The organism is Rouxiella sp. S1S-2 (assembly GCF_009208105.1).
Classification (GTDB): domain Bacteria; phylum Pseudomonadota; class Gammaproteobacteria; order Enterobacterales; family Enterobacteriaceae; genus Rouxiella.
The window spans coordinates 3,945,820-3,960,383 of record NZ_WFKL01000001.1; the positions used below are offsets into that span (position 1 = coordinate 3,945,820).

11 protein-coding genes and 1 pseudogene are annotated in these 14,564 nt (G+C 51.3%); 8 read left to right on the plus strand and 4 right to left on the minus strand.

All coding sequences use genetic code 11. The features are described 5' to 3' along the window. Nucleotides 1–60: 60 nt before the first annotated feature. Nucleotides 61–555, minus strand: a complete 495-nt coding sequence (gene lrp, locus GA565_RS18055) for a leucine-responsive transcriptional regulator Lrp (RefSeq protein ID WP_009636652.1) — start codon at nucleotides 553–555, stop codon at nucleotides 61–63. Between the two features lie 593 nt (nucleotides 556–1,148). Between lrp and trxB the strand changes: the two genes are divergently transcribed. The 5 genes and pseudogenes from trxB to infA all read left to right on the plus strand — a co-directional run bounded on the left by trxB (nucleotide 1,149) and on the right by infA (nucleotide 6,845). After that, on the plus strand, nucleotides 1,149–2,117 hold the full coding sequence (gene trxB, locus GA565_RS18060; protein WP_152199845.1) for a thioredoxin-disulfide reductase: 969 nt from the start codon (nucleotides 1,149–1,151) through the stop codon (nucleotides 2,115–2,117). A 227-nt stretch (nucleotides 2,118–2,344) separates the two neighbouring features. Beyond that, nucleotides 2,345–4,117 carry a cysteine/glutathione ABC transporter permease/ATP-binding protein CydD gene (cydD, locus tag GA565_RS18065; protein ID WP_152199847.1) on the plus strand — a complete coding sequence of 591 codons (1,773 nt, stop codon included), beginning with the start codon at nucleotides 2,345–2,347 and terminating at the stop codon, nucleotides 4,115–4,117. Next, nucleotides 4,114–5,763, plus strand: a pseudogene (gene cydC / locus GA565_RS18070) (cysteine/glutathione ABC transporter ATP-binding protein/permease CydC); the annotation flags it as partial. The gene cydD and the pseudogene cydC, both read left to right, overlap by 4 nt. Before the next feature lie 34 nt (nucleotides 5,764–5,797). Then, the gene (aat, locus tag GA565_RS18075; protein ID WP_152199851.1) at nucleotides 5,798–6,526 is read left to right on the plus strand and encodes a leucyl/phenylalanyl-tRNA--protein transferase; all 729 of its coding nucleotides are present in this window, start codon (nucleotides 5,798–5,800) and stop codon (nucleotides 6,524–6,526) included. A 100-nt stretch (nucleotides 6,527–6,626) separates the two neighbouring features. Further along, complete coding sequence (gene infA, locus GA565_RS18080) at nucleotides 6,627–6,845, plus strand: translation initiation factor IF-1 (protein WP_002211347.1); 219 nt, start codon at nucleotides 6,627–6,629, stop codon at nucleotides 6,843–6,845. 208 nt (nucleotides 6,846–7,053) lie between these two features. Here infA and clpA read toward each other — a convergent pair whose 3' ends face one another. Beyond that, nucleotides 7,054–9,333, minus strand: coding sequence for an ATP-dependent Clp protease ATP-binding subunit ClpA (gene clpA / locus GA565_RS18085; RefSeq protein WP_084981960.1), 2,280 nt, complete (start codon nucleotides 9,331–9,333; stop codon nucleotides 7,054–7,056). Between the two features lie 27 nt (nucleotides 9,334–9,360). After that, nucleotides 9,361–9,681 (minus strand): ATP-dependent Clp protease adapter ClpS, encoded by a 321-nt coding sequence (clpS, locus tag GA565_RS18090; RefSeq protein WP_055777881.1) that lies wholly within the window; start codon nucleotides 9,679–9,681, stop codon nucleotides 9,361–9,363. A gap of 412 nt (nucleotides 9,682–10,093) precedes the next feature. Between clpS and cspD the strand changes: the two genes are divergently transcribed. Further along, nucleotides 10,094–10,315, plus strand: coding sequence for a cold shock-like protein CspD (gene cspD / locus GA565_RS18095; RefSeq protein ID WP_055777877.1), 222 nt, complete (start codon nucleotides 10,094–10,096; stop codon nucleotides 10,313–10,315). A 389-nt stretch (nucleotides 10,316–10,704) separates the two neighbouring features. Further along, on the plus strand, nucleotides 10,705–11,571 hold the full coding sequence (locus GA565_RS18100) for a VirK/YbjX family protein (protein WP_226951048.1): 867 nt from the start codon (nucleotides 10,705–10,707) through the stop codon (nucleotides 11,569–11,571). Between the two features lie 55 nt (nucleotides 11,572–11,626). On the opposite strand, the gene GA565_RS18105 is transcribed toward GA565_RS18100, so the two are convergent. Next, nucleotides 11,627–13,417, minus strand: coding sequence for an ATP-dependent endonuclease (locus GA565_RS18105; protein ID WP_152199854.1), 1,791 nt, complete (start codon nucleotides 13,415–13,417; stop codon nucleotides 11,627–11,629). 198 nt (nucleotides 13,418–13,615) lie between these two features. Between GA565_RS18105 and GA565_RS18110 the strand changes: the two genes are divergently transcribed. Continuing rightward, the gene (locus GA565_RS18110; protein WP_152199856.1) at nucleotides 13,616–14,515 is read left to right on the plus strand and encodes a lysine exporter LysO family protein; all 900 of its coding nucleotides are present in this window, start codon (nucleotides 13,616–13,618) and stop codon (nucleotides 14,513–14,515) included. Nucleotides 14,516–14,564 lie beyond the last annotated feature (49 nt).

Below are 14,564 nucleotides of genomic sequence, written 5' to 3' on the forward strand. Positions count from 1 at the left end.
GCTGTATGAATACACAGGAGTGTAGCTAAATTAATTAGGTTTTGCACCTGTACCTTTTACTTACCGGGTTTTAATTACCAGGCGGTTAGTCTGTTTCACTTCTTCCATTACCACATAGGTACGGGTGTCGTTAACGCCTGGTAAACGAAGAAGCGTTTCGCCAAGCAGTTTACGGTAAGCAGACATATCCGGTACACGGGTTTTCAACAAGTAGTCGAAGTCCCCGGAAACCAAGTGACACTCCTGAATATCTTCTAGTTTTTGTACTGCCGCATTGAATTGCTCAAACACATCCGGTGCACCACGGTTGAGGGTAATCTCAACGAACACCAACAACGAAGCATCCAGATAGTGAGGATTAAGCAACGCAGTGTAGCCATGAATGAAATTCTGACGTTCTAAACGACGAACGCGCTCCAGACATGGCGTAGGAGACAAACCTACGCGTTTGGAAAGCTCGACGTTAGAGATCCGGCCATCCTTTTGCAGCTCATTAAGAATGTTACGGTCAATACGGTCGAGATCTTTTCCCGGACGTTTCTTGTTATCTACCATTATTATTATCTCTCTGATGTCCTTCCCTGCACTTGCCATACCCTAACCAACTTCAATGTTGAGGGTTTATCCTAAGCGAAGACCTGTTTTTATAGGTTATTGCGACTCACCTTAAGACGTCTTGCCCCTGTCAGAAGAAAACGAATTTTTTTCAGTGAAGCCGAAAAAGGAATAACGCTAAATGACTCATCAGGATAAAAAAATCCTGATTCATGCGCGCTGACTGTCTTAAAAACGAACAATGCAATACCCATTACGGGTGAAGCAGCATCACATTGCATAATTTTGAGACACCAGCTGGCGTTTAATTTCTTCTTCCCTAGATGTTTTCGCAAATGCACAGCGGATTGTCAAAGTAAAAGAAGCAAAATCAGAAGAACATGCCGGATTGAAATCCGTCAACATCCTTTTTAGCTATCTTTTGCGATTGAACAATAACAAAAGTAAAAACACAAAAATCATTTTTACCTATGATCGCGGGTAAAAACTATCAGACAAATCGCTAACAACATCTGAGTATGCTTTTTTTACGGCTCAGTTTTCCCTACAATCTCGGTTATCAAGTAGTTCGCCATCACGGAGATGAATTCCATATGGGTACGGTAAAACATAGTAAGTTATTGATTTTAGGCTCTGGCCCTGCGGGTTATACCGCGGCAGTCTATGCTGCACGCGCAAACCTCAATCCGGTTTTAATTACCGGAATCGAAAAAGGCGGTCAATTGACCACCACCACTGAAGTGGAAAACTGGCCGGGAGACCCTGAAGGCTTAACTGGACCGGGCCTGATGGAGCGTATGCATGAACACGCGACCAAATTTAATACGGAAATCATTTTTGACCATATTAACCGCGTCGATCTGCAAACTCGCCCCTTCCGCCTGTTTGGTGACAGCGAAGAATATACCTGTGATGCGCTAATTATTGCCACAGGTGCCTCAGCTCGCTATTTAGGTTTGCCTTCGGAAGAAGCCTTTAAAGGCCGCGGCGTTTCTGCCTGTGCAACCTGCGACGGCTTCTTCTACCGCAATCAGAAAGTCGCGGTAGTGGGCGGCGGGAATACTGCCGTTGAAGAAGCGCTGTACCTGGCCAACATCGCGTCCGAGGTTCATTTGATTCACCGTCGCGAAAACTTCCGCGCCGAAAAAATCCTGATTGATCGTCTGAACGAGAAAGCCACTAACGGCAATATTGTGCTGCACACTAATCAGACGCTGGATGAAGTATTGGGCGACGAAATGGGCGTAACCGGTGCAAACCTGCGTGACGTTCACAACGACGAGCTGAAAAAGCTGGACGTTGCCGGTATGTTTATCGCTATCGGTCACAGTCCTAACACCGGAATTTTCGACGGACAGCTGGAACTCGAGAATGGCTACATCAAAGTCCAGTCAGGGATCCAAGGCAACGCGACGCAAACCAGTATTCCTGGCGTATTCGCAGCCGGCGACGTAATGGACCATATCTATCGTCAAGCCATCACTTCAGCGGGCACCGGCTGTATGGCCGCGCTGGACGCAGAACGTTATCTTGACGGTCTGGCGCAGGCTCATTTTGAATAACGCTGCAAGTTTGGCGTAAAAATGGGATGCGAATTCCCAAGGCGACCTCAGGGTCGCCTTTTTTGTTTGTAAAGCCGGTCGTTTTTTGTAAAAGTCGGGTGTGTTCAGCGCCAGCAAGACCCTATATAATGTGCGGGCTTTCCGGCTGACATGGAAAACAATGGACAATTGCGCCCCCAATGGTGCTTTTTTTGAATCATGCACGCACTGCATTTGGATTCCCCGGGATGAACAAAACACGGCAACAAGAATTACTCCGCTGGCTTAAACAACAAAGTGCCAGAGCCAAGCGGTGGACTCGTCTTTCCATGATGTTGGGCCTGCTATCGGGTCTTCTCATTCTTGCCCAGGCCTGGTTGCTGGCCGGGCTACTGCACAGTCTTATCGTCGTTCACACCCCGCGCGAGACCCTCTGGCAAAGCTTCTTGTTTTTGGCATTGACGTTTATCCTGCGTGCCGTGATCACCTGGCTGCGTGAACAAGTAGGTTTTATCTGTGGCCGAATTATTCGCGAAGAAATTCGTCGGCTGGTGCTCGACAGGCTGCAAGTACTGGGGCCGGCGTGGATACAGGGCAAACCCGCGGGCAGTTGGGCGACGCTTATCCTCGAGCAAATTGAAGACATGCAAGATTATTATGCTCGTTATTTGCCACAGATTTCTCTGGCGGGCATTGTACCGCTGTTGATTTTGGTCAGTATTTTTCCCATTAACTGGGCGGCAGGGCTTATTCTGCTCGCCACTGCGCCACTGATCCCGATTTTCATGGCACTGGTTGGCATGGGCGCCGCCGACGCCAACCGTCGCAATTTTCAGGCCTTGGCTCGCCTAAGCGGACAGTTCCTCGACAGCCTGCGCGGACTCGACACACTGCGACTGTTTTACCGTGCCGAAGCAGAGATAAATCAAATCAAAAGCTCTACAGAAAACTTCCGCGCACGCACCATGGAAGTTCTGCGCCTCGCCTTTCTCTCTTCTGCGGTACTGGAATTCTTTGCGTCTATTTCGATTGCAGTCGTCGCGGTTTACTTCGGCTTCTCCTACCTCGGTGAACTCAATTTCGGCCATTACGGCACACCGGTGACGCTGTTTGCAGGCTTCCTGGTGCTTATTCTTGCGCCGGAATTTTTCCAGCCGCTGCGCGATTTAGGCGTTTTCTATCATGCCAAGGCGCAAGCTGTCGGCGCTGCTGAAAGTCTGCTGGAATTTTTGACTGCTGAAGCAGAACACCCCACAGCGGGAAACGCGCATTGGAACGCATCGGGGCCGATTTCGCTTACGGCGAAAGATTTGCATATTTTATCGCCTCAGGGCGCGCACCTCGCCGGTCCGTTGGACTTCAACCTTTCCGCAGGACGCAGCGTGGCGATCGTTGGGCTGAGTGGCGCCGGTAAGAGTTCACTGCTTAATGCACTGCTCGGATTTATGCCCTATCAGGGCCAGTTAGCCGTTAGTGGTCAAGAACTGCGCGAAATAGTCCCCACCGAATGGCGTCAGCAAATTAGCTGGGTGGGCCAAAACCCGCATTTACCCGAACCCACCCTGCGACAAAATATTCTGCTTGCCCAGCCAGACGCCAACGCACAACGCCTTAACGAGGTTATCGAGCAGGCCGACGTCAGTGAGTTTTTAGTGCTATTGCCAGAAGGCGTTGATACGTTGATTGGCGAAGATGCGGCGCGACTTTCCGTCGGGCAGGCACAGCGAGTGGCTGTAGCCCGTGCCCTGCTCTCCCCCTGTTCGCTGTTGTTGCTTGATGAGCCCGTCGCCAGCCTCGATGCTGAAAGCGAGGGAAGTGTCATGCGCGCACTTAATCAAGCGGCAAAAAAACAAACTACCCTGCTGGTCACTCATCGGCTTGAGGACACGGCGCAGTTCGACGAAGTCTGGGTTATGGACAAAGGGTTGCTGGTTGAAAAAGGCACCTATCAACAGCTGAGCGAACAGTCGGGGCACTTTGCCAGACTGCTGGCACAGCGCACGCGGGAGCTGCCGCTATGAAAATTCTGCTGCCTTATTTGGCACTTTATCGTCGTCAATGGGTGCGCATGGGGCTGGGCATTTTGCTGGCCATTGTCACGCTGTTAGCGAGTATTGGCTTGCTGACTCTCTCTGGCTGGTTTCTTGCCGCCTCATCGCTGGCAGGCCTGGCGGGTCTGTACACGTTTAACTACATGCTGCCCGCTGCGGGCGTTCGCGGCGCCGCTATTTTCCGCACGGCTGGCCGCTACGCCGAGCGGGTTGTCAGTCATGATGCCACTTTCAGGGTACTGGCCCATCTTCGCGTGTTTACCTTCAGTAAACTGCTGCCGCTATCTCCAGGCGGCCTTGCCCGTTTTCAAAAAGCCGAATTGCTCAACCGATTGGTTGCCGATGTTGACACGCTTGACCACCTTTATCTGCGCGTTATCTCACCATTAATCGCCGCGCTGGCAGTGATTATTGTGGTCACTCTCGGGCTCAGTTTTCTGGACGTAGGGCTTGCCCTCATCCTTGGCGGGATAATGCTGGCGTTACTGCTGCTGCTGCCTATTATTTTTTACCGCGCTGGGCAGCCTATTGGCCGTGGACTCACGCAGTTGCGAGGAGAATACCGCACCCAGCTTGGGGGTTGGTTGCAAAGTCAGTCGGAACTGGTGATTTTTGGGGCTGAACAACAGCGCCGTCAACGGCTTGATGATATCGAAAAGCGCTGGCTTGGTCGTCAGCAACAGCAGGCAAAGCTCTCAGGACTTTCGCAGGCGCTGATGATTGCCGCCTCAGGGTTAACACTCTGCCTGATGCTATGGCTTGCGTCGGGAGGTGTCGGCTCTCTTCCCGCACCGGGCGCACTGCTGGCACTTTTTGTCTTTACTCCGCTGGCAGCGTTCGAAGCGCTGGGGCCGGTCGCAGGCGCATTCCAGCATTTTGGACAGGTCATGGCTTCTGCAAACCGCGTCACACAAATTATCAGCCAACGGCCCTCCGTCACCTTCCCGGCAAGCGGCGGCGTTAAGCATTCTCTCGCTAACGTTTCTGTTCAGGCAGTGAGTTTCGCCTATCCACAGCAGCCGCTCCCCGTGCTGAAAGCGGTCAATCTCGAGATAAACGCAGGGGAACACATTGCGTTACTGGGCAAAACCGGCTGCGGAAAATCGACGCTAGCGCAATTACTCACACGTGCCTGGGACCCTCAGCAGGGCTGTATCCTCCTTAATGGCGTTTCGTTAGCAGAATATCAAGAATCAACGCTGCGCAGCATGGTGACCGTTCTGAGTCAGCGCGTGCACGTCTTTAACAGCACGCTGCGTGATAATCTGCTGCTTGCTGCCCCTGAAAGCAGTGATGAGCAACTTGCCACGGCGCTGCGCCAGGTTGAGCTCGATAGCCTTCTGGAAAATCAGGGCCTGAATGCCTGGCTGGGAGAAGGTGGTCGCCAGCTCTCCGGCGGAGAACAGCGCAGATTAGGCCTGGCGCGCGCCCTGCTTCACGATGCACCGCTGTGGATCCTTGATGAGCCTACGGAAGGCCTGGACGCCGAAACGGAACGCCACATCCTTACGCTGCTCGATACGCATTGTAAAAATAAAACGCTGCTCATGATTACCCACCGCCTGACCGGCCTCGAAAAGATGGACCGCGTTTGCGTGATGAATGCGGGTCAGATAACGTCATCTACGGCTTTTGTGTAACGAGGATACTATGCGTCTGATGCAGCTTTTAGCTAACTCGGTGAACTTTCCACGACCGGAAACGGCGTTACTTCAGCCGAACGGTCTGCTGGCGGTAGGCGGCGATTTAAGCCCGGCTCGCCTGCTCTCGGCCTATTACAGCGGTATTTTCCCGTGGTTTGACCCGGGTGAGGCCATCCTATGGTGGTCTCCCGACCCGCGTGCAGTGCTGGTTCCGGCCGAAAAACACCTCAGCCGCAGCCTGCGCCGCTTTATGCGCCAGTCAGACTACCGTTATACGCTTAATCGCGCCTTTGAGCAGGTTATCTCCGCCTGCGCCGAAGCGCGCAGTGAAGGCACCTGGATAGGGCCGCAGGTAAAACAGGGATATTTGCAACTGCATCAGCAGGGCCATGCGCACTCTATCGAAGTCTGGTCAGGTGACCGGCTGGTGGGGGGTATGTACGGCGTAGCGGTTGGTGGCCTGTTTTGCGGGGAGTCAATGTTCAGCCGCAGTTTAAATGCTTCTAAATGCGCGACAATGACTTTTTGCCAATATTTTACCGCTAATGGGGGAGAACTGATTGACTGTCAGGTCCTCAACCCTCACACTGCGTCGCTGGGTGCGAAAGAGATCCCCCGACGCCAATTTTTGCAGCAGTTATCCCGGCTTTCGCAACGCACGTTGCCGCCAGAATGCTGGTTGCCACAAGACTTACCCCCACATGACGTTGATTTACCATCCCTCCTGAAGGAATAGGGAATGGGTGCGGTATACGCCAACACTTCTTTACATAATGTGGGTTTTTCGGCATTATCTTGCCGGTTAAAAACTATGGTAGTAACACCTAGAGGACTCGATGGCCAAAGAAGACAACATTGAAATGCAGGGCACCGTATTGGATACGTTGCCAAACACTATGTTCCGCGTTGAATTAGAAAACGGACACGTGGTAACCGCACACATCTCCGGTAAAATGCGTAAGAACTATATCCGCATCCTGACGGGCGACAAAGTCACTGTAGAGCTGACCCCGTACGACCTGAGCAAAGGCCGCATTGTCTTCCGTAGCCGCTGATAGGCTCACTCATCGCTGATTTATCCCGCGATACCTGAGGTTACCCATTTCGCTCTTCCCGCATTTGGCAACGAATGCAGGCTAGGGCGTTTTGTGGTATCCGCCATCCAGTATCTGAACAGCAGGCGTTGTCGATTGTTCAGATAATGGATGTAAAAAAGGCGATGTTTCCATCGCCTTTTTTTATTTTAATTCAGGATGCAGATGCTTAGTGCACTGCGCCCTCTTCTTTCAGTTTCTGCGCACTCATAAAGTGATAGGTCAGTTTGTCAGCGGCTTTATCAAGCGCGACCGATACTGAGCCCCCATCAACCAATGAGCCAAACAGCAGCTCGTTAGCCAGCGGTTTCTTCAGATTTTCCTGAACGGTACGCGTCATTGGGCGAGCCCCCATTGCGCGGTCATAGCCTTTCACCGACAGCCAGTCGCGCGCTTCTTCACTCACTTCAAGCGAAACGCCTTTAGCGTCCAGCTGCGCCTGCAGTTCGACGATAAACTTATCGACAACCTGCTGGATCACTTCACGCGACAGGTGATTAAACCAAATCACATTGTCGAGACGGTTACGGAACTCAGGCGTAAACACTTTCTTGATTTCTTCCATGGCGTCAGGGCTGTTGTCCTGATGGATGATACCGATTGATTTACGCTCCGTTTCCCGCACGCCGGCGTTGGTGGTCATCACCAATATCACGTTACGGAAGTCGGCTTTGCGGCCGTTGTTATCGGTCAGCGTGCCGTTGTCCATCACCTGCAGCAGCAGGTTGAAGACGTCCGGGTGCGCTTTCTCGATTTCATCGAGCAGCACCACGGAGTGAGGATGCTTGATAACCGCATCGGTCAGCAACCCGCCCTGATCGAATCCAACATAGCCTGGAGGTGCACCGATCAGACGGCTTACGGTGTGACGCTCCATGTATTCCGACATATCGAAACGCAGCAGTTCGATATCCAGCGCTTTGGCCAGCTGAACGGTAACCTCGGTTTTACCCACACCGGTCGGTCCTGCAAACAGGAACGAGCCAACAGGCTTACGATCCTGACTCAAACCGGCGCGGCTCATTTTGATCGCTTCGGTCAATACCTCAACGGCCGGATCTTGTCCGAACACCAGCATTTTCAGACGATCGCCGAGATTTTTCAGCACATCACGATCGGTGGCTGACACGGTTTTCTCTGGAATTCGGGCAATACGGGCAACCACACTTTCGATATCACTGACGTTAACGGTTTTCTTGCGTTTGCTGACTGGCATCAGTCGAGCGCGCGCGCCGGCTTCATCAATTACGTCAATCGCCTTGTCAGGCAGGTGACGATCGTTGATATATTTCACCGAAAGTTCAACCGCTGCACGTACCGCTTTGGCGGTATAGCGCACGTCGTGATGCGCTTCGTATTTGGTCTTCAGACCATTAATGATCTGCACCGTCTCTTCAGGCGTTGGCTCGGTAATATCGATTTTCTGGAAACGACGCGCAAGCGCACGGTCCTTCTCAAAGATACTGCTGAACTCCTGATAAGTGGTTGAACCAATTACACGGATCTTGCCACTGGACAGCAGCGGTTTGATGAGGTTTGCGGCATCAACCTGACCACCGGACGCGGCACCTGCACCGATGATTGTATGAATCTCATCGATAAACAGAATGCTGTTCTTGTCCTGCTCCAGCTGTTTCAGCAACGATTTAAAACGTTTTTCGAAATCGCCACGATATTTGGTTCCAGCGAGCAATGAACCAATGTCTAAGGAATAGAGCGTACAGTCGGCCATTATCTCCGGCACATCGCCCTGTTCAATACGCCAAGCGAGGCCTTCGGCGATAGCCGTTTTACCTACACCGGACTCACCCACCAATAGTGGGTTATTTTTACGGCGGCGGCACAGCACTTGAATAGCACGTTCCAACTCTTTATCACGGCCAATCAGCGGGTCAATTCCACCAACGCGCGCTAACTGGTTAAGATTTGTGGTGAAGTTCTCCATACGATCTTCCCCTGCCGACTGCTCTTCGTTAACCGGGTTCTCCGCATTATTTGGAGCCTGGCTCGCTTCATCTTTACGCGTACCGTGGGAAATAAAATTCACCACGTCAAGGCGGCTGACATCGTGCTTGCGCAGCAGATAGGCAGCCTGAGATTCCTGTTCACTAAAGATAGCTACCAGCACGTTCGCGCCGGAAACTTCACTTCGGCCTGAAGACTGCACGTGGAAAACAGCGCGCTGCAGCACACGTTGGAAACTCAACGTAGGCTGGGTATCACGCTCTTCTTCACTGGCGGGTAAAGTGGGTGTGGTCTGTTCGATGAAGGCTTCCAATTCCTGACGTAAGGCCACCAAATCAACCGTACAGGCTTCAAGCGCTTCACGAGCTGCAGGGTTGCTAAGCAACGCCAGCAGCAGGTGCTCGACGGTCATAAACTCATGCCGGTGCTCGCGGGCTCTTGCGAAAGCCATATTGAGACTGAGTTCAAGTTCTTGATTGAGCATAGGCACCTCCCAAATAGATTGCCTTAATCAGGCTTTTTCCAGCGTACACAGCAACGGATGCTCGTTCTCCTTGGCGTAGGTATTCACATGTGCGACTTTGGTTTCGGCCACTTCTGCGGTGTAAGTACCGCATACGGCCTTGCCTTTGTAGTGCACTGTAAGCATCAGTTGCGTTGCACGTTCAATATCATAAGAAAAGAACTTTTGCAGTACGTCAATCACAAATTCCATTGGAGTGTAATCGTCGTTGTTTAATATAACTTTATACATAGATGGCGGTTTTAGCTCATCCTTTTGTTTATCCGCCGCCAAATGTTCAAAATTTTGCCAACCTTGATTGTCACCCATCGCCTTACCGTTACCTTTTGCATCTTGATGTCTATTGAACACAGCCAGATTCGACACATTACGAAAGATGGCTCTGTTTGCATCTCGTTCTGGTCTCTAGATTACTCCAGCTATTTTACCATTTTTTAGACATCCTTGCCGCAGGACATAAAACGTGATCAATTTCTGCCAGATCGAAGCAAAATCCGCCTAAAAAATGTCAATATCGTTACCTGCTTCAAATTTTGGTTATCTGCCTGCTCCAGACAAATAGCCATTCCTTGACGTCCAAGACTAATACACTAGAGTGTAAATTTATAAGCCGGATGAGCTATTGCTTATTCCTTTTTTTAGCGTCCTTTTCATCGAAACATACGCTTTAAACAGGCTTTATCTCTTTAACTATACATAGTCATGAGAGGGATTTGAGAGCATGGAGACGGGTACTGTTAAATGGTTCAATAATGCTAAGGGCTTTGGTTTTATCTGTCCTTTGGGCGGCGGCGAAGACATATTCGCCCATTACTCCACCATAAAAATGGAGGGCTACCGAACGCTAAAAGCGGGGCAACAGGTCAGTTTTGACGTTCATGAAGGCCCCAAAGGAAACCATGCCAGCATTATCATACCTGTGGAGTCTGAAGTGGTCGCCTGACGACCCCACTCAACGCCGAGTGATAACAGCAGACAACCCACAATCTTTATAAAATACCAGTCACGCGTTGGCTGGTATTTTATTTATGGGGGAGAACGCCCCTCTCTTCAAGTGCTGATTAAGAAAAATTGAATTTTATTTTCTACGTCGTTAAAAATGAGCGTCGTCGGCAGGAAGATAAACCGTCATTAAACAACCGTAGCGGTCTCCATTTTTCCTCCTCAATTGTTGTAATCTGGTTTATTAATTAGCTGTTCAAATAGCATCAATATCTTTTATTGGTCACTAAGAACATGTCTATCCTCAGCTACCCCGCTCACACGACTGAGCCAATGTCTGGTCTTGCACTGATGTCCTCATTAATTACCGGAAAGCTCATCCCGGGAAAAATGTGGAATAAGCCCGCGTATCGCTTTAAGTTTTTAATCCGAAGCCTAGCCTATCCTCGCGCCACACTGCGAGTCATGAATCAGCTTGCAAATCACCCACTCAGGGAGGAAATACTGCGGGCCCAGCCGACACTGCCCTGCAAAGTGCACAGGCCATACCTGGCGGTAAACATGACACGTGAACAGCATGTCAGTGGACTGTGCGACCACTACCGCTTTGTTCGCGAGCGTATGCCGCTTCCAATGCAAATGGCGCACTTGAATAAAGCCCCGCTAAAAATTGCCTCGTTTCGCGGAAAAGACGAGTCAACATATTGTATTAGCATGAATGCTTATCAACGACTCGATAAAGAAGGGGAGATCACGCTTTCGTTTATTAATGATGCAGGTACCGCGTTAGCCAACGTGACCTTCTCATTTATAAATTACGACAGTCAGCCTACTTTATTTATTGGGGCAATTCAGGGACCGGCTCAGGATGTCGATCACCAGCATATTCAGCAGGCAACCAAAGCCTGCCATGGACTTTTTCCAAAAAGAATTCTAATGGAAGCCGCACTGCTTTTGGCTGAAAAAATGAATATGAAACAAGTCTTTGCTGTCGGTAATAAAACCCATATTTATGAAAGCCCGCGTTATAACAAACGTAAGCAGTATTTTTTTGCCGATTATGACGCTTTCTGGGAAACGCTCGGCGCGCACAGGCACGATAACGGTTATTTCCATTTTCCGGCACAGGTGGCGCATAAATCACTGGCCGATATTGCCAGTAAAAAACGGGCGGAATATCGTCGTCGCTATGAGCTACTCGACGACATGGAAACGCAAATTCGTCATCGTTTTGCTCACACTCAGTCATACCAGTAATAATAGCCAAAGTGAGGAGAAGAGACTTTCCATCACTTTGGCTTTTGTAAGGCTGTCAATCCGCGCGACCGCGCGCAAGCCACGCCACGCGTGAAAACATCTGTTTAAGAACAATCGGCACCGCGCCCACGCCGCGCGTAGAAGCAGACATCGCAACCTCAATGGCCAGGTCAGGCTTGGAGCTGCGGTGCACGGCCTTCTCGATGATATGCCTGGCCGATATCGGCGCATGCTCCGGCGTGCCCGCAGCGCGGCGATAAACGTCCTCAAAACCGTTGCGATAAAGATAGTTTTCAATGTCCATCGCGGGCAAAGCGGTCAGTCTGTCACGCAATATATCTTCATGGTTTTCAACCAGACTCGATACCGTGGCGGCGTATTTTCTTCCGGCCTCATCGCCGTCCACCAGTACGTGCCATTCAATACCCATTTGTCTGGCAAAACGCAGCAGTGGCTTCAGCCCGCTTTGAGCAAACTCAATAACCTTGATGCCTTCCGACTCAAAATTATAGCCGCACTGGCGTGCCAACTGGTTTAGCAACCACACCTCAGTCTCGCCTTCCACCAGCAGCCAACAGCGGGCAAAGAGTGAAGAAGGCCGACTGTAGCGAATATGAAACGCAATGCGCCGACTGTCTTCCGAGCTCATCCCCTGCGGCCCGATGCTATAAGCGGCCACTTTTGCAGACTCTCGCACCAGGCGACATATCTGCTCAACCGGAACCAGCGCCAGCAAGTCGCCGGAGTTAGTGGTGGTGATACGCTGCAAAGGCAGCTGCTCAAGCAATCCCCAAGCGACCGATAGCATGATCGGATGCAAACGTGTTTCTGGATCTTCAATCAGTAATAATGGGCGCGCATCGGGATTAAGCGCCACGGCACCCTTAGCTTGCAGCAGCGTTGAGAACATCGCCAGCATCATCACCCGCATACTGCGGCTGTTGGGTTCGGCAATCATCTGATTGATGTTATTGAGCGATCGCCACGCCTGTCGGCTTTCTGCCCTGCCGTGGCGCTTTTGCTGCCAGGATTTTTTGTTTCTTCCGGCACTATCACCGTTCTCCTCACCCGACGGATTGACGGATGAAGGGGCGCTGTTCATACCAAAATAGTGTTCCAGCAGTTGCTGCATTGCCGCTAACCCCTGTCGCAGTTCGGCATTGGTTAAGGCTTGGGGGTTATGAATCAGCGCGCGCGTAAGCTCATCCAGCTGCTTGGCCATCGCACCCGCCCCCTGCTGCAGCTGCGGCGAAAGGTCCTGCTTGCGAATGCGACGCACAAAACGGGCATCGCGAAGGCGCAGCACCGGATGTAAACGAATCAGCGCCTGAGCAAGGGGGTCGATAGTTTTTAATGCCAGCGGCTCACCGTTAGCGGCAAGAAAGGTTCGCCAGGTAGCAACACTGCCGTCATCGTCCATTTCCCCCTCAAGGCGGTAATAAATCCGATTGAGGCGATCGTCACAGCGCACCCAAAGAGGGGAAAGTGGATTGAAACGTGGTGACATATGATTACCGGGCTGGTTTTCACAGAAGGTGAATACCACGTGCAGATAGCGCTGTTTGGCCTGCTGCTCTCCGGCGGGAAAATGAAAATCTTGCTCCTGAAAACAGTAAAGCTCAGGCTCGGGCGACAACAGCAGCGTCAGCGCATCCAGCAGGCTGGATTTACCCCAGGCATTTTCACCCAGTAGCACGGTATTGGTGTTGATGGTTCCCAAATTACTCTGCGTGCGATCGTCATGAAAGTCATTTAGCGATACGCCGCGCCGGTCTGGTTGAGTCAAGGTCAGTGAGAGGCGGTTGATCCCCCGGAAACCGACAATATCAATATGCTCAAGATACATTGGCACCTCCCGTGCAGCGTTTTTTGGCCTGTTTCCTCTCTTGAGCATGGCTATAAATAGCCGCATTGGTCAAGCGATAGAAATAAACGGCGCGGCCCGACGCATGAGAAACTTTACTCTATGTGCGCATTTGGTTAGCTTGTGCCATGCCCTACACTCTCATCAATGCCCAAGGCATTTGAAAGGATTTTGTTTTATATGTATTCAGGTTTACTCATTATTTTATTGCCACTGATCGTGGGCTATTTTATTCCGGTCAAACGCCCCACTTTATTACACCTGGTGAACAATCTGCTGAGCTGGATGGTGTACGTCATTCTTTTCATTATGGGCGTCAGCCTGGCATTTTTGGATAATCTCAGCGCTAATTTATTGATGATTTTCAAATACACTGCGGTTTTTTTCGTCTGCATTCTAGCGGTGAATCTGTTGGCACTCTGGTTGCTGGAACGCCGCAAGCCGTGGAAGACTAAACACCATCAGGAAGTGCTACCCTCAAGACTGCACATGGCACTCGACTCATTGCGCCTCTGTTTTGTGGTGGTCGCCGGTTTTCTTCTTGGCTTGACCCAGTGGCACTGGCTGACCTATGCCAGTCAGGCCAGTGAGGCGGCGCTGATTTTTCTGCTGCTTCTAGTGGGTGCGCAGTTAGGTAACAGCAGCCTGACGCTGCGGCAAATAGTTCTCAACCGACGCGGCATGCTGGTGGCGTCAGTGGGTGCCATAGCCTCACTCGGCGGCGGAATGACGGCAGCCTTATGCTTAGGGTTGCCGTTGAAAACCGGCCTGGCTATGGCGTCAGGTTACGGGTGGTATTCGCTTTCAGGTATCGTGTTGACTGACTCATTTGGTCCGGTTATCGGCAGTGCGGCGTTTTTCAACGACCTTGCACGCGAGCTTTGCGCGATCATGCTTATCCCAACCCTGGTGCGCAGCAACCGGTCGGCGGCGCTGGGGCTTTGTGGCGCAACGTCAATGGACTTTACATTACCGGTATTACAACGTAGCGGCGGGCTGGATATGGTGCCCGCGGCGGTGGTTCACGGCTTTTTACTGAGCCTGCTCGCGCCGGTACTGATGGCTGTTTTCTCCTCCTGAGCCGCTGAACAAATCTTATCGTCTATGCTTATCCCCTGAAGTTTTAAAT

Excerpts from the sequence above, each read along its gene's own strand:
- trxB (WP_152199845.1), top strand. The coding sequence starts at position 1,149 with ATGGGTACGGTAAAACATAGTAAGTTATTGATTTTAGGCTCTGGCCCT.
- cspD (WP_055777877.1), top strand. The coding sequence starts at position 10,094 with ATGGAGACGGGTACTGTTAAATGGTTCAATAATGCTAAGGGCTTTGGT.
- cydD (WP_152199847.1), top strand. The coding sequence starts at position 2,345 with ATGAACAAAACACGGCAACAAGAATTACTCCGCTGGCTTAAACAACAA.
- GA565_RS18100 (WP_226951048.1), top strand. The coding sequence starts at position 10,705 with ATGTGGAATAAGCCCGCGTATCGCTTTAAGTTTTTAATCCGAAGCCTA.
- GA565_RS18105 (WP_152199854.1), bottom strand. The coding sequence starts at position 13,417 with ATGTATCTTGAGCATATTGATATTGTCGGTTTCCGGGGGATCAACCGC.
- infA (WP_002211347.1), top strand. The coding sequence starts at position 6,627 with ATGGCCAAAGAAGACAACATTGAAATGCAGGGCACCGTATTGGATACG.
- lrp (WP_009636652.1), bottom strand. The coding sequence starts at position 555 with ATGGTAGATAACAAGAAACGTCCGGGAAAAGATCTCGACCGTATTGAC.
- clpA (WP_084981960.1), bottom strand. The coding sequence starts at position 9,333 with ATGCTCAATCAAGAACTTGAACTCAGTCTCAATATGGCTTTCGCAAGA.
- GA565_RS18110 (WP_152199856.1), top strand. The coding sequence starts at position 13,616 with ATGTATTCAGGTTTACTCATTATTTTATTGCCACTGATCGTGGGCTAT.
- clpS (WP_055777881.1), bottom strand. The coding sequence starts at position 9,681 with ATGGGTGACAATCAAGGTTGGCAAAATTTTGAACATTTGGCGGCGGAT.
- aat (WP_152199851.1), top strand. The coding sequence starts at position 5,798 with ATGCGTCTGATGCAGCTTTTAGCTAACTCGGTGAACTTTCCACGACCG.